The organism is Blastopirellula sp. SH421, assembly GCF_057808535.1.
Window position 1 is genome coordinate 3,458,747 of record NZ_CM173712.1, and the last position, 20,603, is coordinate 3,479,349.

At 54.5% G+C, this 20,603-nt stretch carries 13 protein-coding genes; 2 read left to right on the forward strand and 11 right to left on the reverse strand.

Going from position 1 to position 20,603, the window contains the following annotated elements; translation table 11 throughout:
* The 4 genes from SH421x_RS14310 to SH421x_RS14325 all read right to left on the reverse strand — a co-directional run bounded on the left by SH421x_RS14310 (position 1) and on the right by SH421x_RS14325 (position 4,937).
* Entirely contained in the window at positions 1-2,373 is a 2,373-nt protein-coding gene (locus SH421x_RS14310) for a glycoside hydrolase family 15 protein (protein WP_488849883.1), read from the reverse strand.
* Positions 2,374-2,461: 88 nt separating this feature from the next.
* Entirely contained in the window at positions 2,462-3,244 is a 783-nt protein-coding gene (locus SH421x_RS14315; protein ID WP_488849885.1) for a glucose 1-dehydrogenase, read from the reverse strand.
* Positions 3,245-3,363: 119 nt separating this feature from the next.
* Positions 3,364-4,032 carry a response regulator gene (locus SH421x_RS14320; RefSeq protein WP_488849888.1) on the reverse strand — a complete coding sequence of 223 codons (669 nt, stop codon included), beginning with the start codon at positions 4,030-4,032 and terminating at the stop codon, positions 3,364-3,366.
* Between the two features lie 23 nt (positions 4,033-4,055).
* Positions 4,056-4,937 (reverse strand): sensor histidine kinase, encoded by an 882-nt coding sequence (locus SH421x_RS14325; protein ID WP_488849890.1) that lies wholly within the window; start codon positions 4,935-4,937, stop codon positions 4,056-4,058.
* A 383-nt stretch (positions 4,938-5,320) separates the two neighbouring features.
* On the opposite strand from SH421x_RS14325, the gene SH421x_RS14330 reads away from it, so the two are divergent.
* Positions 5,321-6,802, forward strand: coding sequence for an efflux RND transporter periplasmic adaptor subunit (locus SH421x_RS14330; RefSeq protein WP_488849892.1), 1,482 nt, complete (start codon positions 5,321-5,323; stop codon positions 6,800-6,802).
* A gap of 57 nt (positions 6,803-6,859) precedes the next feature.
* Complete coding sequence (locus SH421x_RS14335; RefSeq protein WP_488849894.1) at positions 6,860-9,946, forward strand: efflux RND transporter permease subunit; 3,087 nt, start codon at positions 6,860-6,862, stop codon at positions 9,944-9,946.
* Positions 9,947-9,969: 23 nt separating this feature from the next.
* On the opposite strand, the gene SH421x_RS14340 is transcribed toward SH421x_RS14335, so the two are convergent.
* The 7 genes from SH421x_RS14340 to SH421x_RS14370 all read right to left on the reverse strand — a co-directional run bounded on the left by SH421x_RS14340 (position 9,970) and on the right by SH421x_RS14370 (position 20,601).
* Positions 9,970-12,810, reverse strand: a complete 2,841-nt coding sequence (locus SH421x_RS14340) for a hypothetical protein (protein WP_488849896.1) — start codon at positions 12,808-12,810, stop codon at positions 9,970-9,972.
* Positions 12,807-15,605: a hypothetical protein gene (locus SH421x_RS14345; RefSeq protein WP_488849898.1), complete on the reverse strand. Its 2,799-nt coding sequence runs from the start codon at positions 15,603-15,605 to the stop codon at positions 12,807-12,809. The genes SH421x_RS14340 and SH421x_RS14345 overlap by 4 nt, the downstream gene beginning before the upstream one ends.
* A complete protein-coding gene (locus SH421x_RS14350) occupies positions 15,602-16,315 on the reverse strand; it encodes a hypothetical protein (protein ID WP_488849900.1) in 714 nt (237 codons plus the stop codon). The genes SH421x_RS14345 and SH421x_RS14350 overlap by 4 nt, the downstream gene beginning before the upstream one ends.
* On the reverse strand, positions 16,312-17,481 hold the full coding sequence (locus SH421x_RS14355) for an AAA family ATPase (RefSeq protein ID WP_488849902.1): 1,170 nt from the start codon (positions 17,479-17,481) through the stop codon (positions 16,312-16,314). The genes SH421x_RS14350 and SH421x_RS14355 overlap by 4 nt, the downstream gene beginning before the upstream one ends.
* Entirely contained in the window at positions 17,478-18,149 is a 672-nt protein-coding gene (locus SH421x_RS14360; RefSeq protein ID WP_488849904.1) for a hypothetical protein, read from the reverse strand. The genes SH421x_RS14355 and SH421x_RS14360 overlap by 4 nt, the downstream gene beginning before the upstream one ends.
* Positions 18,150-18,272: 123 nt before the next feature.
* Positions 18,273-19,070, reverse strand: a complete 798-nt coding sequence (locus tag SH421x_RS14365) for a GntR family transcriptional regulator (protein WP_488849906.1) — start codon at positions 19,068-19,070, stop codon at positions 18,273-18,275.
* 205 nt (positions 19,071-19,275) lie between these two features.
* Positions 19,276-20,601, reverse strand: a complete 1,326-nt coding sequence (locus SH421x_RS14370) for an Nramp family divalent metal transporter (protein WP_488849908.1) — start codon at positions 20,599-20,601, stop codon at positions 19,276-19,278.
* Positions 20,602-20,603: the final 2 nt, after the last annotated feature.

Below are 20,603 nucleotides of genomic sequence, written 5' to 3' on the forward strand. Positions count from 1 at the left end.
TTACCGTACTTTCACCGTAAAATCATGTTCTTCCCAGCGATCCTCTGCAATCCAGTGGATGGTGAAAACCAGGACATCGCCGGGGGTCAGACTTTGGATCGGTAAGTCAACCGAGTGAAGCGCCAACGAATTTTCGTGCGTCGCTAGATCTTGACGAGATTTCCACTGATCAGTGCTCCAGTGTAGGACCGCATTCTTATCAAGGATCACTCGCAGCGGCAAACCTGGTGGGATCTCCGCTAACTGATGTGCGAGCGTCCAAATCTGGAGGCGATTTTGCGTCTTGTCGACGGCATAGCGCTGATAAACCGTTTCAATCCGATCAAAAACTTTGCCTTCAGTACGACTGCGAACCAAGGAAATATATTCAGCATGCGCCCAACACAACGGCATCGCCGATCCTGAGGGCTCGCCAAAAAACATCTCCTTTTCAGGTAGATCGGCAGTGTCCCAGACCTGTTCAGTCAACATGCCGCCGGCGTTCGCGAAACCTTCAATCGCATTGATATAGGGCGAAGGATCTCGTCCGGCCGCTAGTTCGTAGTGACCCCGTTCTCCGGTCAATAGCGGCCAGCAGCGACCTTCGCCTGTGCCATCGAAGGCGCGTCCGTCCAGATGTTGTCCGTATCCATCATGGTTGTAGCGTCGCCAACAAGGGCCTTGCGGCAGATCTCGTTTTAGAACTGCGTCAATTACTGCGACACTATCGACGATGATTGGATCGTCCGCCGCGCGAATGCCCATCCGCACCAGTTGCAAAAAGCCGCCGTCAACAACATTTCGCGCGGGATGCTCTCCGCCGCCGTTGGCCACCATAATCGTCGCGGTATTCGGATCAGGTGAGATGCAGCCAGGTTGCGGACTGGCAGGCGTAATTCGCACATAATGTCGCGGTTTGCCAGACACCAATTCACCGCAATCGGTAACGGTCCAAGTTTCTAATGACGCGGCGATCCAATCTCCATAATCGCGTAAGAACTCCGCTGTCTCTGAATCCGCGCGAAGCTCGGCGAAGTCAGCGGCACAAATGATCGCAGCGATAACGGCAGACAATGTGGAAGGAGAATACCCCTGGTTTTCTTCCCATCGTTCTTGAGCAGTGACCGGCCCATGCAAGATCAAATAACGCACAGCGCGAAGAACCATGATGGCCGGATCAAATGTTTCTAAGGCGCCCACCTGGTGCAATCTCCAAGCCAGAATCACTGGCGCTGCGATTTCGTCCAGTTGCACCCCTTTCCAATAGGCGGTGCCGTCAATCTTGCTGTTTTGAGGCATCCCGCCATCTTCGCTTTGCACGCAAGATAGCCAAGTGAGAGCACGCAGCGGCGATTCTTTTTCTCCACAGGCAAGCAGCGCCGTTGTGGTTTGCACCATATCGCGCGCCCAAACCAAGTGATATCCGCCAGAGTCGCTATCGTCCTTCGTTTCGCCCCATGGAATACTCATGGAAGCGACCGTTGCGCCAGCAAACATCTTGTCTTCGTGCGCCATCAAAATACATTGGCTAAGCCTCACCAAGCAGGCGGTATCCTCATTTTCGAGTTGCATCGGATTTTGGTAGATCGTCCGCTTCCACTGCTCAATGTATCGTTTTCGCTGAACTGAAAACGGGTAGACAAACGCCTGCATCAGCTGCGTTGCTGCGCTTTGGCAGGTGTATCCCATCCCCACGCCGATGGTGAACTCAAGCCCTTTTGAGAGATCGACTTCCCCTGTCACTGCGATGTTGCCATCTTCTGCGCGGTTGTACTCCCAATCCATCTGGAAGTTGTCACTTAAATCGCGCCAGCCGTCACTGACACCGACAAATCCAACAGAACGTCGTGCAAAGTCAGTTGAACAACCCAGGACAAGATGTGCGTAGTCTTTGTGGGCGTGAATCAGGTGCTTGCCCGCCAGTTTCAAACACTCGGCGGAGTTATGTTCGCCGGTGTTGCTGAGATGGGGAGCGAGCAGCACATAGATTTTCAGTTTATTTTCGAGCTTCGCATCAAGGATTTCGACTTTGACGTTCATCAGCACAACGTTGGAATGCGGCTCGCTGATCACCTCTTTCACGATTCGGTATCGCTCGTCCGGAGCCGTGTTGATCAAACGGTAGAGTAACGCGTTTGGCTCGGGGCGCTCGATCTGATGCGTGAGATCTCTTTTTTCTTCATGAAAAAACGTTTCGCCATCGGTAATTAACAACTGCAGGTCACGCGTATTCGGCGAATCGACATGGGGATAGTAAATCTCGTTGATGATCCCATGACTTAGCGTAAACCAGACTCGCGAACTGGTATGGTACGCGGTGCCGATTCCATCTTTAGCGCTGGAGGTCCAACGTGGTTGGATGCCGGGCGCGCCAGGTGCGATACGATCATTCATTCAGAGATTCCCAGCGGAAGAGGTGCGAAACTAGCTGTAGTCGGTGACATTCTCAACGATGCAAAATACTAAACCTGCTCTCCACCGCTTATCCACCTTCGGCAAAACTTGGATAATCGGTCATCCCACCGTCAATAAATATGGTGCGACCGGTTATATAGGATGCGACGTCTGACGCCAAAACCACCGTCATCTCGGCAATTTCGCGTGTTTCACCGATCCGATTCAGCGGAATCTTGGTCAGCAAATCTTTGCTTTTCTCTGGGTCGCTCCAAACCGCCTTGTTGATGGGGGTCTTGATTGCCCCGGGGGCAATCGCGAGCACGCGTACCCCATGCGGCGCCGCTTCCTGCGCCAAGGTCTTGGTCATCATTGCGACGCCTGATTTGCTTGCCGTGTAAGCGCTGTAACCCGACCAGGCGATCTCTTCATGGACCGAACTAATGCTGATCACCACTCCGGCCCCTGCAGGTATCATCCGCTTCAGCGCCTGTTGCGCACAGAAGAACGAGCCCAGCATGTTGACTTCTATGACTTTCCGCCATTCGGCGGCGTCAATCTCCCAGCTCATGACCCGTTTGCCATCGATGCCGGCGTTGTTGATCAGGATGTCAATTCCCCCATACGCCTGGTCGATTCGCTGAAACATCTGCTCGACCGATCCCAGATCGGAAACATCGGCCTGGACCGAGATCGCTTGACCGCCAGCAGCAGTGATTTTCTGTACAATCTCGGCTGCATTCTCTGGATGAGAATGATAATTGACTACCACTTTTGCGCCGGCGGCGCCTAACTCTACTGCGATCGCTGCGCCAATCCCAGAGCTGCCGCCGGTGACGAGCGCTCGTTTCCCATCGAGTCGAATATCCATACATTTCTCTGAGGTTAGGCTAGAAATTGATTGCAGACTTCCGAAGCCAGCTTTGGCAACTATTATAGGCCTCTTGGACGAAACGAGGGACTTCTATTCACCGGCGTTCGAGATATTCTTTAGCGTGAGTCCGATTGAAAACTGTCGGGGCCGATCAGCCCTAACTCAATCGCAAAGCGTACAAAATCGGACCGGCTGCGAAGTCCCAGTTTGACGCCGATGCGCCCCCGATAGGTTTCGATCGTTTTAACGCTCAAATCTAGCTCGTCGGCGATCGCCTGGTTCGTATGCCCCTTCGCCAAGCGGAGAAAAACCTCTCTCTCCCGTAGGCTCAGCCCCTCAAGAGGTCCGGCGGCTTTGCCTTTGACGTCATTTCTTTCTGCAACCAGCAGCAAGCCGACCTGCGTCGGATCGAGATCCAGGTCGACAAAGACCTTGCCGCTCGCGACAGTTCGAATTGCGGCGGCGACTTCGGTATCAGCCGCCGCTTTGACGACATAGCCGCTTGCTCCGCTCGCCAAGACCGCACGGACGAGACCCAGATCGTCATGCATCGAGAGGACCAGAATTCGCGTTTCCGGAGCTGTCTGGCGTAGTTTTTCGATGTACGGCAAACTGCTCCCACCAGGCATGCTCAGATCCAGGATTAACACTTGAGGCCTTAGCCGCGTGACGACCTCTTGGATTTGATCGGTGTCCGCCACTTCACCGATCACTTGCATATCCTCATACGCCTGAAGTAACAATTTCAGACCTGCGCGGAAGACGGTATGATCGTCGGCGATCACGAGAGTAATTTTTTTCCGCTCACTCATCTTAGTATTGGCAACCTCACCCGTAACAAAGTACCTCGTCCTGGTAAATTCTGAAACGTGAAGTCACCTTCTAACAGGGCGGCGCGCTGCATCATGCCCATCAGCCCCAGATGTTGCTCCTCTGGAGGCGGTGGAGTATCCGGTAGTCCTTTGCCATTGTCTTCCACTTCTAAGATTAGTTCATACCCCTGTCGTTTGACCAGCACGCGCACTTGCTTGGCGTCAGCATGGCGAACCACGTTGGTCAAAGCTTCTTGCAAAATTCGGTAGATCGCGGTTTGCAAAGGAGGCGACAGCTCTGTCATGTCATTCGGCTGCATCGAGAGATTCACCTCTAAATCATGGATTTGGCTCACATCCTCAGCCAGTCTTTCCAAAGCTCCTTGCAGTCCCAGGTGATCGAGCGCCGCAGGCCGCAATCCATTTGCGATTCGACGAACTTCGTGCACTGCTTGATTTACGATCTCACGCAGATCGCTGAGTCGCTGGTGATAGTTATCGGGATTGGGTCGATCTCCCATGGCCCGCAGTCCCATCATGACTGACGTCAACGATTGACCAATCTCATCATGCAAGTCGAATGCTATCCGACGTCGTTCCTCTTCCTGCAGCGACACAAACTGCTCCAACAGTCGCGAACGCATCGAAGCGATCTCTCGTAACGGCTGAATGGCCGTAAACCACAAAACCGGAGTGAGAAGAATGGTTAGCAAACCAGCGTCGGCGATCGCTGCGTTCCAAGAGGTGTGACTCTCGGCAAATAGCACCGGTAAGAGGGACATCACCAAGATCTCTGACAAAAAGCCGGCTAACAAGATCGTCAGACAGATCAAGAGCGGTCTCACCGGACGAGCCGTTTCGAGGCGTGACATAATCATGGGGCAGTTCCGCACACGTATTCTGAGGTCGACGGTGATCCAACTGATAGACGTAACCGACTTGTTTTTTGTCGTGAGTCGGGGGAGCGATTTTGTCTCGGTTCTACCTATTGTACATCGATCTGGTTTTTGATTTGGGGAATCCGCAGATCTCACTCTCCCAGCCCACACCGATTTTTGCAGGGGCAAAAACCGTCTCTTGTCAGGGTAACCCCGACAAACCTGACAAGTTTACTGCTTATCCTGAATTGCTACCGAGAAGTTCGCCCTCGACAATTGAAGTGAAGAATTTAGCGTTGCCCCGTCTGAGGCAGCGTCTTTCTCAGTTCGCGTGATCCCCTGCATTCTCCCACCTTCGATTCCGCCGAATTTCGGACATTCTCATGCCAGCCCCAAACACCTTCAATTCTCGATACCCGGTCGTCACGGCCATTACCAAAGCGATCCCTTCTGTTCTTGTGCTTGGCATGCTCGGCGGCGGATGGCTTGCCGTCCATCATATGAATTCAGAAACGAGCGACCATCTTGCAAACGTCGCGGGGGAAACGCCAACACCGATAGACACTCAGGTGACGCTGCCAGAGGGGAAATTCGCCTCGGCGGGATTGGTGACAGCGTCGCTGGATTCGCTGCGAATCCAGCCGATCCACATCGTCCCTGCACGCATTGGCTACAACCAATCTCGACACGTAGAAGTACGTACACCGATCGACGGCGTTTTGTCCAATGTTTTGGTAAATACGGGAGAAGTAGTCACAGTCGGCCAAGTTCTCGCCAAAATCAGCAGCCCCGAGATTGGGCAGGCGCGTGCCGAAGTTTTACAACGAGCTTCCGAAGAAGAGCTTGCCGCCGCCAGTGCGAAGCAAGCCCAAACGGTCGCTGCCAATCTGCGAAAGTTTGTAGCGCTGCTGGAAAAGGAAACGGAGACTTCCCAGTTAGAAGCGGAGTTCGAAAATCGCACGATGGGCGTCTACCGACAATCTTTGCAACCGGCGTATGTCAAATTTCGCCTCGCGTCCGATTTGCTGGATAACATTCGGCCATTGACCGGAACCGGCGCCTTATCAGGGCGTACGCTGCGCGAGCGGGATGCAGAATTTCAGGTCGCACTAGCCGAGTTTCAAGCTTCCCGCGACCAGGCGACTTTCGATTCCGCTCAAGCAGAGCGAGAAGCCGAGTCCAAACTGGCCAACGCTCGGCGTCAAACCGAAATCGCGCGCCAACGCCTTCATGCATTGCTAGGCGGAGCCGAATACACAAAACACAACAGCGAAGAATTATCAATCTTGGAGATACGAGCCCCCATGGCAGGCACCATCGAGTCCAAGCTCCTCGCTGAAAACGAACGCGTCTATCGGGCGGATGGATTGTTTGTGCTGGCCAATACTGACTCGCTGTACATCTCGGCTGATATTCGCGAAAAGGATTGGCAGGCGATTAAGCTGCAAACCGGGACAGAGATCGCCGTCTCGATTCCCGCTCTTCCCAACCATCACTTTACGGCGCGTGTTCAATACGTGGGTCGCGAAGTAATGGCAGACACCAATGCCGTTCCGGTGGTCGCCGTAATCGACAACCGCAGTGGCCTATTGCGGCCGGGAATGTTCGCTCGCGTTGCCCTACCGATCGGAAAATCCGAGATCGTGTTGGCCGCACATCCTGAGTCAATCTTTCAGCACGATAACCAAGACTTTGTCTTTGTCGCAACTGGGGACCGTCAGTTTCAGCCCACAGCGGTCGTACTCGGAGAGCGATCTGAAGATTGGATTGAAATCCGAGAAGGTCTCTCGCCAGGTCAGCAAGTTGTCGTCCAAGGGGTATTCCTCCTCAAATCAGAATGGCTACTAGAAGGAGAAGCGGAGTAATTCGCCCGCATTTCGTCCGCCGAGGCTTCCCCTTTCTCCCTACCGCAAAGCCGTCTGATGCTCACCCACCTGATCGAATTCTCGCTGAAAAACCGCGGCCTTGTCATCATCTTGACGATGCTAATGGCCGTAGCTGGACTCTACTCGGCGGTTAAATTGCCGATTGACGCTGTGCCGGACATGACGAATGTACAGGTGCAGGTAGTCACCGATGCTGGATCGCTTTCGCCGATCGAAGTCGAGCGATACGTCACTTATCCGATTGAAAACATCATGGGCGGTTTGCCCGATGTGAAGGAATTGCGAAGCGTCTCGAAGTTTGGGATTTCGGTGGTATCGATCGTCTTTCAGGAAGGAACCGACGTCTACTGGGCACGGCAGTTGGTCTCGCAGCGATTGGTAGAAGCAGCCGCGAATATACCGCCGGGTTACGGCACGCCGACGCTGGGGCCACTAACCACTGCATTGGGTGAAATTTTACAATTTGAAGTACGCAGTGATCGTCATTCAGCCATGGCTTTGCGTACGATGCTTGAATGGGAAATCGCTCCACGTCTGCGCGAAGTCGCCGGCGTTACCGAAATCAACACGCACGGCGGATTCTACAAAACTTATGAAGTGCAGCCTGATCCAGATCTGATGACCAGTTACGGCATTACACTGGAGACGCTGTTTGACCGACTGCGAAATAACAACGCAACTGCCGGCGGTGGTTATGTGATTCACTATGGCGAACAGCGGTTCGTGCGCGGCGTCTCGCTCCTTCGCAATGAAACGGATATTGCTGCAATCGTGGTTCGCCGTGAAGCGGACGGAGCGCCGATTCTTGTCGGTGACGTCGCAAAAGTAGTGATCGCTCCCATGACGCGACAAGGCGCAGTAACCCGCGACGGCCGCGGTGAAGCGGTGACCGGACTGGTCATGATGTTGATCGGCGAGAACTCGCGGGAAGTCGTGGAACGAGCCAAACAGCGTCTGGCCGAGATCGAAGAAACGTTGCCCGCTGGCGTTCACCTAGAAATCACCTACGATCGCGCCGCATTGATCGGTAGAACGCTAAAAACTGTGCTCACCAATCTGACCGAAGGAGGACTGCTGGTCGTTGTGGTGTTGCTGTTTATGCTGGGAAGCCTCCGGGCAGGTATTTTGGTCGCGATGGCGATTCCCTTATCGATGTTGTTCGCCACCAATGTGATGGCTACCGTCGGCGTGACCGCCAGCCTAATGAGCTTGGGCGCGATTGACTTTGGTTTGATCGTCGATAGCTCGGTGATCATGATCGAAAACTGCATTCACCGCTTGTCACACCCCAACGACGGAAAGCTGCATGCCTACGTGATACGGGACGCGGCGATCGAAGTTCGCAAGCCAACGATGTTCGGCGAACTGATCATTTCGGTGGTCTTCATCCCGATCTTATTGCTAGAAGGAACCGAAGGCAAACTGTTTCGACCGATGGCACTGACCGTCTTGTTCGCATTAGCAGGCTCTCTCGTCCTGTCACTAACCTTCATGCCGGCTATGGCTTCGCTCATGCTGCCGAAAAACATGGAAGACAAAGAGATCTTCTTGATTCGCTGGATTAAACGGATCTATGATCCGATCGTCACTCGCGCGATCCGCTTTTCTGGATTGACTGTAGCCATCGCGCTGGCCGTTTTTCTCGCCAGTATTCCGATCGCGATGAACCTGGGCGCCGAATTCATGCCGCGTCTTAACGAAGGTGATTTGCTGGTGGAAGCAGTAAGACTCCCTAGCGCAACCTTAGAAGGCTCGATCGTCATGTCGGCCCAGATCGAAAAGCTACTGCTTGAATTTCCCGAGGTCAAAACCGTTTTTTCCAAAACAGGCCGTCCCGAAATCGCTAATGACGTGATGGGAGTGCATCAAACCGACGTTTGGGTATTGCTGAAACCGCCGCATGATTGGCCAGAATATAAAACACGGGATGAACTGATCGAGCAAATGTCAGAAGTGCTAAACGAAAACGTTCCCGGCGTCGCCTTTGGCTTTACCCAACCGATCGAAATGCGAGTGGATGAGTTGGTCGCCGGCGTGAAGGCCGATGTCGCTGTTTTGCTCTATGGAGACGATTTAGAGGTTCTCGCCAAAAAGGGAAAAGAAATCGAAGCCGTCTTACGAGAGATACCAGGCGCCGTCGACGTGAAGGCCGACTATCAAGCGAATCTGTCGACCATTTCGATCACGACACAGCCTGACAAGCTGGCTCGATACGGAGTGGATGCGCAAGCAGTGCTGGATGTTGTGTCTTCGATCGGTGGGGTCCCTGTGGGGCAGATCTTTGAAGGGCGAGCCAAGTTTCCTATTTTGGTCCGAATCCCGCTCCAGTGGCGCGAACAGCTTTCGTTGCTGGAGCAGCTTCCCGTTGCCGAAGCAGGGGGAAAACCGATCCCGCTTAAAGAACTGGCCGAGATTACCCTCGAAGAAACGCCTCCTAGTATCGAACACGAAGGCAATCGACGGCGAACCTTCATCGCTGCAAATGTTCGCGGTCGCGATGTGGCGACGTTTGTACAAGAGGCGCAGCAAACGATTGGCGAAAAAGTGGCGTTGCCTGTTGGTTATGAAATTGTCTGGGGGGGAGATTTTGAAAATCTACAGTCAGCCAGTCGTCGACTAATCATCATCACTCCGATCGTATTGATCATTATTTTGCTCCTTTTACATACCAGTCTCGGTTCACTTCGCTTGGCTTTTTTGATCTTTTTGGCGGTTCCGATGGCCGCCTCCGGCGGAATAATCGCGTTGTCATTGCGCGAGATGCCGTTCAGTATCTCGGCCGGCGTTGGCTTTATCGCGCTGTTTGGGGTCGCGGTGCTCAACGGTTTGGTCTGGGTTAGCGCCGCCGAGAACCTGCGTAAATCGGGAATCCCGCTCAGCGATATCAGCTACCAAACCGCGCTGGCCCGTCTTCGCCCTGTGCTGATGACGGCGCTGGTCGCAAGTCTCGGATTCTTGCCGATGGCCCTCTCGACTAGCGACGGCGCCGAGATGCAACGTCCCTTGGCCAGCGTTGTGATCGGCGGCCTGATTACATCCACGCTGCTTACATCGCTGGTGATCCCTTGCATTTACCCTTGGTTCGCTAAAGGGTTACCCGTCGAAGAACCAGATCTGCCGTAGCCAGCAGAGTAGACTCCATCGGTTTAACCATCGAACTCATACTGCTGAATCTCCCCCGTCTCCAACAGCACGCAAAATCGATTCGGCCGATGATCCGATGTAACCGCAACGACAGTGGAGGAAAACTCTAGTTCAGCCTGAAGCTGTAACTTGCTATCGTGCGTGCTATAGACCTCGCCTTGACGACCACTGGCCGATATCAACATTCCACCACGGTTAAACGCGATGAGTGGACGGAGAAAATCAGGTGAAAATTGCCCGCGGTCGCCATCAGGCGCATCATCCCAAAAGACGATTCCACCGCGTTCCAGCGCGACCGCAACCCGACTACGCGTGTTGGTGAGCGTAGCGGCGAGCCTGCTAATCGGTTGCTGCAGCTCAATCCCTTTATGAAATGCGCCATTTCGAAACAGCAGTAACCGCTCATCAGCGCCGATATAGGCCATGCGTCCATTGGCGCACATCGGTACAAACCGATTTTCTTGGGCATAATGGACAATCTCGGCCACTGATTCGGTCATTGTCTGCGTCACGGTGAGTTCGCCAGTTGTGCGAACTCCGATCAAAGTCGGTAGGTCGTTGCATAGCTCCAAAAGCCAGATCAAACCTTGTCCTGAATGAGCCGCTCCGATCAGATTGCTCGACATCCCTGGGATGGCGCCGGCCTTGGTTGCGAAGGGAATCTCCTGCGTTTCGGGGAACTCAATCAGATCGGTGATCACCGATCCCGCCAACGGATGCACCAGAACAAAGTCGGGCTGATTGTTCTTCATCAACAACAGGACTTCTGGATCAGCCAAGCTGCTCTGTTGTCCTCGTCGATAAGGATGAGTAGTGAGATTCCCATCAAATGCGTAGCGAAACAGTTTTAAATGACCATGGAAAATGCCGGCGATAAATATCAAACTGCCTGAGGATGCCGCCGCTTTCCAGTGCATCCCCTTCTGTGATAAATCAAACTGATGGACCAGCTTGGTGGTTCGTTGGGAGCGCGCTGACTTCAGCGTAGGTAACGGCTGACGAATGTTACGGTTGTCTTCAAAGCGTTGACAATCTCGCCCTAGCAAACGATCTTCTGGCGCAAGTTTTTTGACGGCTTGAACCACGCGCTGCGATTCGACCACAAGTTTGCCGGTCAGCAAGCGTGCGGCTAGCACGCGGGTATCATCCGCCGCTTGTTGTTGAACTTTACGATCAGGATAGGTGACGCAGGTTTCGGCCAAGATCTCAATCTGCTTGATACGACTAGGGTGCGGAACCGTCTGGTCACGCAGTGCTTGCAGACGCAGGGCCGCTTCGTCATGTCGCGCATGTCGTCCCAGCAGCGCGAACATCTCCCGCATGCAAGGCCCTGCTTGCGAAGTGGCCGGCCAGGCCGACGCTAACTCGTCGATTGCTTCCTCGACGGCACCCAACTTGTGCTCTAACAACCGAGCAGCCGTCATGAGTTCGCCGCGTCCGCGGCGGAGAACTACTTCTTTGCGGTACAACAACTGGGCCGCTTCATGCTGATCTAGCTTGGCATGGATGTCGCCTGACTTCTCGTACTCTTCCAGTTCTTCGTACAGCTGACAGGCCTCGGTCCAAAGTCCCCCATGTTCATAGCAACGAGCCGCCGCTTGCGGCTGTTTCAAACGCTCTCGATATAGTAGCGCCGCTTCGCGCCAATGGCTCCCTTGCTCCAAAGCGCTGGCCGCTGCGTTCATGTCGTCCAATAGTTCGCCAAAGATATAAGCGGCGCGGCGATAACGGCCCATCCGCAGCTCTCGATTGGCCAATTCGCGATATTGGGCCGTTAACTTTTGACGAATTTCCCACGAAAGGTCCCAGTTATCCGCCGGACCTCCGCCCCCTCCTAATCGATTGGGGTTGAAGTTGGTGTCATTGGCCGTCAAGCGACTTCCCGGACGCGCGATTCCGCGATGCGCATCACCTCCCAGCGGCAGTGCGTATTTCAATCCCTCATCAGGGTCTTGGTCCAACAGCCCCATTAATTTGTCGATCGCTTTTTCCCGCTCACTACGCAGATTTTGATCGAGTCCAGCCAATCTCTCTGCAGTCCACTGTTGCAGTCGCTCCAGCCATGATCGTCCTGACTGGGCGCCGGCCGAGGAATTACCCGTTTTTCCCTGGTTAGAACTACCGGAGGCCGTTCCTAGCCTATTTCCAATCGCTTTTAAGCCGGAGATTCCGGATCTCAATAGGTTTAGGCCAAGTTTGGCGGTACTATGACCAACTCCCGGCTGGGGTCGCTCTGTCGTGGGTGGCAAGCTACCGAAATCTTGGCTTTGCGATCCGATATCGTCTTGCCCTTGCTGAAACAGCGTCTCGAGCGTTAGCGACTGAGTCGGCTGCAGCGATCGAAGTCGCGGCGCTAACTGAACGCCGGCTTGAGCCCGATCCCAATTGCCGGTTTGGGATCTACTGGCGTCGATAAAATCGGCCAGCTCCAAAAGTTCATTCGGCTCAAAGCCAATCAGGCCGGCGGCTGGATGCCAGAGATAGAGCAACTCACTTGAAAGTATCGCCTGTAATTCTTCGTTAGCGACATCAGGGACCAACGTTGCTTCGATCGGAACATACAAACGATCTACGATCTTCCCATACGCAATACAGAGGGGCGATTGCCCCAGGGGACGCAAATCGGCCGCTTGGCCGACTGCGGCAAAAATCAACGCGCCGCCGGTTGTTTGCGAAAAAGGCGTAGTCGGCGTCATCAATAACCGCATCGCCAACTGCGTTGAGGGATCGCATTTGGCTGCGGACTGGAGCCAATCGATAGGATCTGGCGACGCGACAAACCAAGCGGTCGTTGGGCGTTGCGGATGCGGCGTATAGCACAATTGGAGTGTTTGCTCGATCATCGCAAGTTCCCCATAAATCGGCTTAGAATCCCGGCCAGGACCTTGGCGTCTCCCGAAGCAGCAGGCATTAGTCCTGTGAAGTAGCTCGAGCCCCACCAATCTCCATCGGAGCACCAAGCGCCGATTTCTCCATCCGCCAACGCAAAAGACAATTCAGGAGCCGACAGATCCGAAGAGCGCAGGTGCAACATCCCGCGTGCATCTAGAAATGCTTTGCTACCGTCCTCCCAAGTCGCGCATGAGAGTTCAAACCGAATTCCGGGCTGTTCGACTGGTTTAAAAGTCTGCAGCAGCGAAAAAATTTCTGGCTTCTTGATCGAGATCAGCAGCAAGCGACCATCCGGCCGTAGCTCAATCGCCAGCGCCACTTTCTTTCGCGAAATCAACAGCAGCCGCTGGATATTGCTCGCTTGATCGACCGCGATGTGCGTAAAGCGATGTCGCATGTTGCGTGCCGAGATCGCCTGCGCTGCCTGGGGGTGAAGCCAAAAGAAAGCCGCTTCTGGACTTGATGCTTTGACCGGAATTGCATTTCGTTGGAGTAGATCAATCAGCTGATATTGGGAAGGTTTCCTCGAACTGACAGATTGCGAGGTCAACAGGACTCGATGTCCATCTTGGGAGAATGTCGGCGTTGCAAGCGGTCCTACGATGCTCTGCCCCGTTTTCACCAACTGCTTGGTAGCCGTGAAATAAAGATCGCCGCGATCCGTGACTCCCACAGGACCGTCCACGGATGCACACTCCCCCATGCCGATCAATTTCGGCGCGTCACTATCCCACGACAGGCTGATTTCATCGAAGGATCCTTTCTGACCATCGAAGGAAATCAGACACCACCCGACTGCCGCCGAAGTGATGCAAACAAAACGATCATTCACCCAGCGTAATCGGTGCGTCAGACGCAAATCATCCACATGTTCGCCCGACTCCATCGAAAGGAACTCGATGTTTCCTGGCGAATGGATAAACAGCACCCCGTCGCGTCCAGCGATAATCGTTCCCCCGGCGGTACGCGGATGAAGTGGAACCCGCTGACAACTAGAGGACTTTAAACAGACTTTGATCAAGGACAAGTCGTTGACGCCGTAATGTTGAATGACGGCGTAAGCAATTTTATGGACAGCATCGTATCGTGACCATTGCATTTGTCCTGCCGGCAACTCGGAGCTTAGCAGTGTTGCGCCCGTATGCTCACTCCGTTTCCAATGATAGAGACACCCGTTGGTCCCAATCGTCAGCGCCCCCTCCTCTGCAAGCGAGATCGTCTGCTGGAAATTGACTTGATGCGATAATCGCAGTGGAAACGGCTGAACAAAGAAGCTTAACGGCAGATCGGCACGATTGCGGTCGAGCAGTGGAACCGTTTCTGGCCTTTGATCTGTCAGAAGTTGCTCTAAGTTCATTTCGGCTTCACGAATTTTTTTCGTGCCGCGCACGCTTTTCTCGATCAGCCGAAACCTACCAGCCCGCGATACCGATGCGAGATGAATGCTGGCAAAGTTGGCCGCCGTCAGCGCTTGCTGAAATTCGGGGTCGGACAGGACCTCTTCGGTAGTAACCAAAACCGGCTCAGCGGCCGAATCAAGTAGGCCATATTTCTGTTGAAACGCCGCCAGCGCAGCGCCGGGATGCGCTTCGGCGTCTAAAACGCTAAGATGTTTGATCAGCCCCTCGCGGGTTAATAGATCGACGGGCGTCACTTGATCGCCGCAGGCCAGAAAGGTGGTGATCCGCGTCGTCCCGCTGGTAGTCGCCGTCATCGCGAGCGCTACCGCTGTGGCAAAAACGCGCGGCACGCCCCAACTGCGGATGCCTGACTCTAGCAGCAAGATCCGTTCGGTTTGCGGTGTGCGCGGCGGCGATTCACGCCGCAAGTAAAGCGCCTCATTGACGCTCACGCGTACGGCCAGCGTCAGATCATCATGGACAAGTTCGGTCAGCAACAGCCGATCAAGTGGGCCACGGTTGCTGATATCCGAAACGCCGCCAACTTGGATTTCTTCCTGATCGGCCAACGCTCGCGGCAACGAAACGGTCGCCATCAACTCTCGAGCCAGTTTCGCCAAACCATGCAGCTGTTGATCATTGTGCAAACTGGCCAATAGCGCCTTGGCCAATTGCGACTGCGGCAGTTCGATGTCGGCCGGCTGCGGAAGTTGATCGAGCGAGGTCAGACGACGATTTCGGAGCGTCTCGGCCGAGACACGCTTCAATCCGCGACAAAGTTCGTGTAGGTCGTTGGCCGACAAGTCTGCCGAATCGACATAAATTTGCACTTCGGAGTCAGACCAAACCAACACCTCGCTGATTGCGTTCTCTAAATAGGTGAGGACTACGTTGGCGTCCTCTGGTGAAATCGCGCGCGACGCACCTTCAAAGACCACTTCGGCCAAGGTCGCTTTGGCGGCGAGCGAAGCGCGGAGATCCGTGTCAAGCTTAGGCAGTTTTCCCAGACCTTCAACTCCGCTGAAGAGTTGCTCGTGCAGCGCCATCGCTTTTGGCAAATCGGACGCATCCGCGCCTTCCTCTTGCCAGAAGCTTGCCGACATGACGCTGTCGTAGGGCGAGTCTTCCCAGTTGGCGCGCGTCGCCGCCAGCACCAAGATCAACGAGCCAAGCGGCGGCAGACCTTGGGGCGCCAAATGCCGCAGCACGGCGACTAATTCAGATCGAAAAACGATCGTCCCGCCGCTAGCCCACGCGATTGCATCTCCGCCGTCACACCAGTTCCAGTAAGCCTCAGGCGGTGGCAGCAGATAACGCTGCGAGATAGCAATATCACCGCTGCTCATGGTTCCATTTCCTGCATCGAGAGCCGCACGGCTGCTCGAGACCCTTTTACAAATTGGTCTCCTCGGATCTTCTCCCAACTGCCGTCAGCATGCAGCAGCGCCAAGTCAGTCCCCGAGATCTGCAGCGACCGAGCGACCACGATGGCGGCAACAGCCGGGCTCCAGGTCCAACCAGCGACGGACGCGACTCCGTTTGTCTCGACATAACGCAGGCCAGATATGGGCGGGAGCGGAGTTCCCCGAATCACGACACGACGATCTTCGCTTTGGGCGAATGTCAACTGCTGCAAGCGAATTTGTGGCGCCGAAGCGGCGTACTGCAGCCAGTTAACGCCGCTGGTCACTAAAACATTGCTGGTCTGTGCAGTACTACTCGCGATCATCTGCAGCGCTATCGGCGATGGAGGGACTGCGCCCAGCGCCGGCGACTCGATCCGGATTGTCATCCAGTCGGCAAGCCGAATCCAATCTGCTTGCGGTAAATAGCCATGAGGAACGCGCTGCCCGCGCTCGATCAACTGTCCGTCTGCCAATACCGAATAGCAAATACCCGGTAAACTATTCAAGTCACAATCTAGTTCCGCTGAATCCTGTTCAATACGCACCCAAAGATGCGATTCGGTTTCGCAGACGGACAATTTGTCCCTACTGCGAACACGCGCTAAGGTCTCCTGCAAATGACGCTCCATCCGTAACACTTGGAAGGTCATGCGGCTTCTCCCAGCTGATCCAGCAGAGAACTCGTTTTCTCTTGCAGAAACGTCCGCTGCTGCGTATCGGAAACCCACTGACAGCGCGAAGCGAGCAGCCCTAGTTGGTCGCGTACGTACGAGAGTTCGGTCGCTTGCAACACTCCTTGCGTGATCTTGCTGGCGATCCGCTCTAATTCGTCAGCCAAGCGTTCCGGATCAGGCGCATCCGCGCCACGACTTTGCGGATGGCTTTCCAATTTTTCTTCGTCGCTGGCCCGCTGCAGAACATCGCCGATGATCGACTTAAGGACATCTTGCTGCTCTTCGGTGTCCCAGATGTGCTTTAGCACCCACATATCGGTTCGGTTAGCTTGCAATCGTCCGCACAACAGCGCGCTGGCTGCCAAGATACGTTGCAGTTTCACCGCTCGGCGATCCGAGACAGCGATCCCCGCATGTCGCAAACGATGGACTAACTCGACATAGTCGCTACGAATTGGCGATAGATCGACTTGCAGCAGCAACGAGCTCAGGTGTTGGACTTCTTCGACACGAATGCCTGCCGTGACGCTCTCCCGTTCTTGGTCCAGTTTCCAGCCGGCTGTCAGTACGTCTCCTAGCTCTTCCTGGTTAACGTTGTCGCTGCGAACACGCAACAAAAAACGATCGAACAACGCTCCTAGCGCATCGTCCTGCGGCAAGCAGTTACTGGCGCCAACCACCATTAACGTCGGCAAATTCCGAGTCTCACGCCCACGACGAAAGACTCGCTCGTTCAACACCAGCAGCAAGCTGTTGAGGATGGCGCTGTTGGCGTTGAGAAGTTCGTCAAGAAACACAAACGTCGCTTCCGGCAACATTCCTTCGGTATTGGTGACAAGCTCTCCTTCCCGCAGCTTGCGGATATCGAAGGGACCAAAGATTTCGTTTGGCTCCGAAAATCGAGTCAACAGATAATCGAACATTTTTCCTTCGATCCGCCGCGCCAACTGCTGAACCAACGCACTTTTGGCCGTGCCTGGCGGACCTAGGATGAAGAGATTCTCCCGCGCGACCAAGCAGATGCCGAGCAAATCAATAATCTCGTCTTTACCGACAAACGCCTGTTTCATCGGCTGCAGCACTTGGCGGCTTAGTTTCTCGCCTAATTGCAGCAAGTTTTCGATCGGCTGTTCGTTGCTCATGATGTCTTCACAATCGGAGAAGAAATAATCGCGGCGATGCGCGGCGCCAACTCGGGATACATACCTAGCATATCTTGGATTTCGCCATCGATCCGCGGATCGCCCAGTCGCGAGAGGTCAGCCGCGGCGATGATTCGATCAGCGTATTGACGGCGCAGACCGGCATGCTCCAGCAGCGGCTCTATTGATGGCTTTTCAATCGATAGTTCACCCATGCCAACCGATGATAATGGCCACTGCTCGGCCCAAATCTGCAAACGCCCAACCAGCGGATCATGGGCCGACGCTGTGCGAGCAAAGCTGGCCAGTTGAGGCAAATAGCGAAACGTTAGATCGACGCTGTAACAGACCTCGGCGGTGATTGTGCCTGGATAGGCGGGGGCAAGTTCTTCCTCAATCGCTTCCGCGTCGGCGTCTCGATAGATCGCAAACTGACATGCGCGAAACAGACGAACTGCAGCCCAACGTCCTGCGGTGAGATCAAACAGCGGCGCTGCGGCCGGTTGGTCCAGTCGCCACAGTGTCTCATGTTCGGCCAGAACAGCGTCCCCCTCGGCAAGCTCGGTTGCCGACAACTGCCCAAGCGGCGGGAGCATTACGTCTCCTGCGGCAAATAGCTGGATGAGAAACGAGCCGTAATTCATTCCAAAGCGAACCGTGCGGGCCATTTGAATTTCTACTAGTGTAGTAGATTCTCCCACCCGAGGGGAGGTTCACCGCTGTTCAACTTTTTTTGCCTTAAGGGGCCCAGCGAATTCGCAAAACTGCGACCAAAAACAGTTTAACCGCGTTTAAGATTCGCCGCTCTCAGCGGTCGGCGGCGTGCTGATCACCGTCAATTCTTCACAGACCGATTGCAGTAAATTGGTCAACTCGGCTGGCGCAGGCTGACGCGGTGCGGCGGAGGTTCCGCATTTTTGCAGCGCGATCAATGCATCGTTACGGCTTTGGCGGATATGGCGCCGCATCCAGTACTGCGCTCTGCGGGCATTTTTGCGCTGCACCTCACGCGCCACGCGCGCATGTAATAGCCAAACCCATGCGAGGTGTTTTAGCGTTCGTTCATGGGTCGAATCGCCAAACACGAAATCCCGAACGCGGCTATCGGTAACAATCTTCATCGCAAACTGGTTGTTCGCCGCACGCAACAGCAGCAGATGAAATTTGAGGTCCGAGACCAAAAACTGCTTCAGCGCGTCACCGGTCATTACTTTTTCACCAGAGTCGCGCAGCGCCGAAATCGCAGCATGCATGTTGTCACATTGCAGCTTCAACTCGGTACGCTCTTTGATCGTCATGCGGCGAGTCGCTTTTACAACGGCCTGACATTCCAGCGCCTCGCGGACGTCGTAGGCGTCGAGCAGCTTCTTTCGGTCGGGTCGCGCAATGTAGGTCCCGCTACCGACTACTTGATACAGAAATCCTTCGCTTTCTAGCCGGCAAATGGCTTCACGAATCGGAGTCCGACTAATCCCCAGCTTCCGCGCCAGTTCCGATTCCGAGATGCGACGATCGCCTGACAACGAATGATCCAACATGCATTGCAAGATGCGTTGATAAGCGACCGCACTGAGCGAAACGGAGGACATGCGATTTATGCCGTGAAAAGCAGCGAAGTTAAACCTTGGAAGGCGCCATCAGAGAATCGTAACAAGATTTCGATCAAGACTGTTAACCAAATCCTGAACATTGCATCAGTTTGGGGTCGTCGCCCACCTGGCTGAAACAATAACCGGTCAAACTGTATACCGCCAATTTGGTGGACAAGTCAAGCTTTTACTGCGTCCAAGGCAATCAATGCAGCAGTTGCCTGAATTGCCCCGCAATCGTAACGCAACCGGTATAGGTTATCAAAAGTGAGAAGAGAAATGCGGAGGCCAAACCGGCATTCAGTAGATATCCGGCCCGATGCTTCCCCATCAGATCGCGGCGGTTCACCAATGCAATCATCGCACCAATGCACAGCGGCAAAACGAAGACGCCGCCGATCTGACTTACGATCTGGGCTTCGACCGGGTTGAAGCCCAGCAGCGGAACCGTCAGACCGATCAGACACGCGATCGCTGACAAGCTCCGGAACATCGGAGTCGTCGTTTCTAGCTTGCCGTTGCGATAATCGGCGATCAGCAGCGGAGCCACCATAATAATCGGAAACAAAGAAGAGAGCCCTGCGCTGAGCGTTCCTGCAAAGAACAGCACCATCGCCAACTTTCCGGCCGCCGGCTCCAACGCTTTCACCATATCCATTACTTCCGAGACCACTTCTCCCTGGTGGTGCAAAGCGCCTGTTGCACTGGCCATGACGGCCAAGCTAACGATAAACATCAACACCGCCGCAGTCGCGCTATCACGCGTTTGCTCGCGTAGATGATGAATGTCCCAACCCTTGGCTTTAACCAATAGTGGGCGCACAACGAATGTCGCTGCGGCCATCGTCGTGCCCACAATCGCCGGAACCAGCACAAAAGCGTCCTTATCCGTCGGCAGGTGAAACATCAATCCAGCCAGAAAGTCCCCCGGCGCTGGCAGCACCATGAACATCGACCCCAAAAAAGTGATCCCCATCAGGGCGACGAAAAAGACCAACACCTTCTCGAAGAAAGAATAAGATCCCACCCACACCAACGCGTACAGCACACTGACAATCGCAACCGCGATCCCGACCCGTGTCCAATAGTCAGAGAGGGCCATGTCAGGATAACGCTGATGAACAACATCGCTGATCATTGAGGAACAGAGCCCCAAGATCCCCATAATTGCGCCATATTGGGCCAGCACCACACCGATGACGATGGAAATGGCGATCCACTTTCCTCCACGCAAATGCGTACGAAAGCTATGAATCGCCGTTTCGCCGGTCACTGCGGCGTAGCGGCCAAACGCCTCCATCAGGATGCCCATAAACAGACAACAGAGCAGCAGCAACCACAGCAGGTCCAGTCCGACCATCGAGCCTGCTTTGCACATCGTCGTAACGCTGCCGGTGCCGACCGTATAGCCGATGCAAAAAATGCCTGGTCCAACCGCCAGCACAACGCTCCAAAATCGGGTTAAAAGCGAGCGTTTCGGCGGCGTCTCGGACTTCAAGGGAGCGGGACGAATCGGATCGGGAACAATCATCG

What these genes read in the sequence shown, in the direction of transcription:
- SH421x_RS14330 (WP_488849892.1), top strand. Translation starts at nt 5,321, where the DNA reads ATGCCAGCCCCAAACACCTTCAATTCTCGATACCCGGTCGTCACGGCC.
- SH421x_RS14345 (WP_488849898.1), bottom strand. Translation starts at nt 15,605, where the DNA reads ATGAGCAGCGGTGATATTGCTATCTCGCAGCGTTATCTGCTGCCACCG.
- SH421x_RS14365 (WP_488849906.1), bottom strand. Translation starts at nt 19,070, where the DNA reads ATGTCCTCCGTTTCGCTCAGTGCGGTCGCTTATCAACGCATCTTGCAA.
- SH421x_RS14355 (WP_488849902.1), bottom strand. Translation starts at nt 17,481, where the DNA reads ATGAGCAACGAACAGCCGATCGAAAACTTGCTGCAATTAGGCGAGAAA.
- SH421x_RS14350 (WP_488849900.1), bottom strand. Translation starts at nt 16,315, where the DNA reads ATGACCTTCCAAGTGTTACGGATGGAGCGTCATTTGCAGGAGACCTTA.
- SH421x_RS14315 (WP_488849885.1), bottom strand. Translation starts at nt 3,244, where the DNA reads ATGGATATTCGACTCGATGGGAAACGAGCGCTCGTCACCGGCGGCAGC.
- SH421x_RS14370 (WP_488849908.1), bottom strand. Translation starts at nt 20,601, where the DNA reads ATGATTGTTCCCGATCCGATTCGTCCCGCTCCCTTGAAGTCCGAGACG.
- SH421x_RS14335 (WP_488849894.1), top strand. Translation starts at nt 6,860, where the DNA reads ATGCTCACCCACCTGATCGAATTCTCGCTGAAAAACCGCGGCCTTGTC.
- SH421x_RS14340 (WP_488849896.1), bottom strand. Translation starts at nt 12,810, where the DNA reads ATGATCGAGCAAACACTCCAATTGTGCTATACGCCGCATCCGCAACGC.
- SH421x_RS14325 (WP_488849890.1), bottom strand. Translation starts at nt 4,937, where the DNA reads ATGATTATGTCACGCCTCGAAACGGCTCGTCCGGTGAGACCGCTCTTG.
- SH421x_RS14310 (WP_488849883.1), bottom strand. Translation starts at nt 2,373, where the DNA reads ATGAATGATCGTATCGCACCTGGCGCGCCCGGCATCCAACCACGTTGG.
- SH421x_RS14360 (WP_488849904.1), bottom strand. Translation starts at nt 18,149, where the DNA reads ATGGCCCGCACGGTTCGCTTTGGAATGAATTACGGCTCGTTTCTCATC.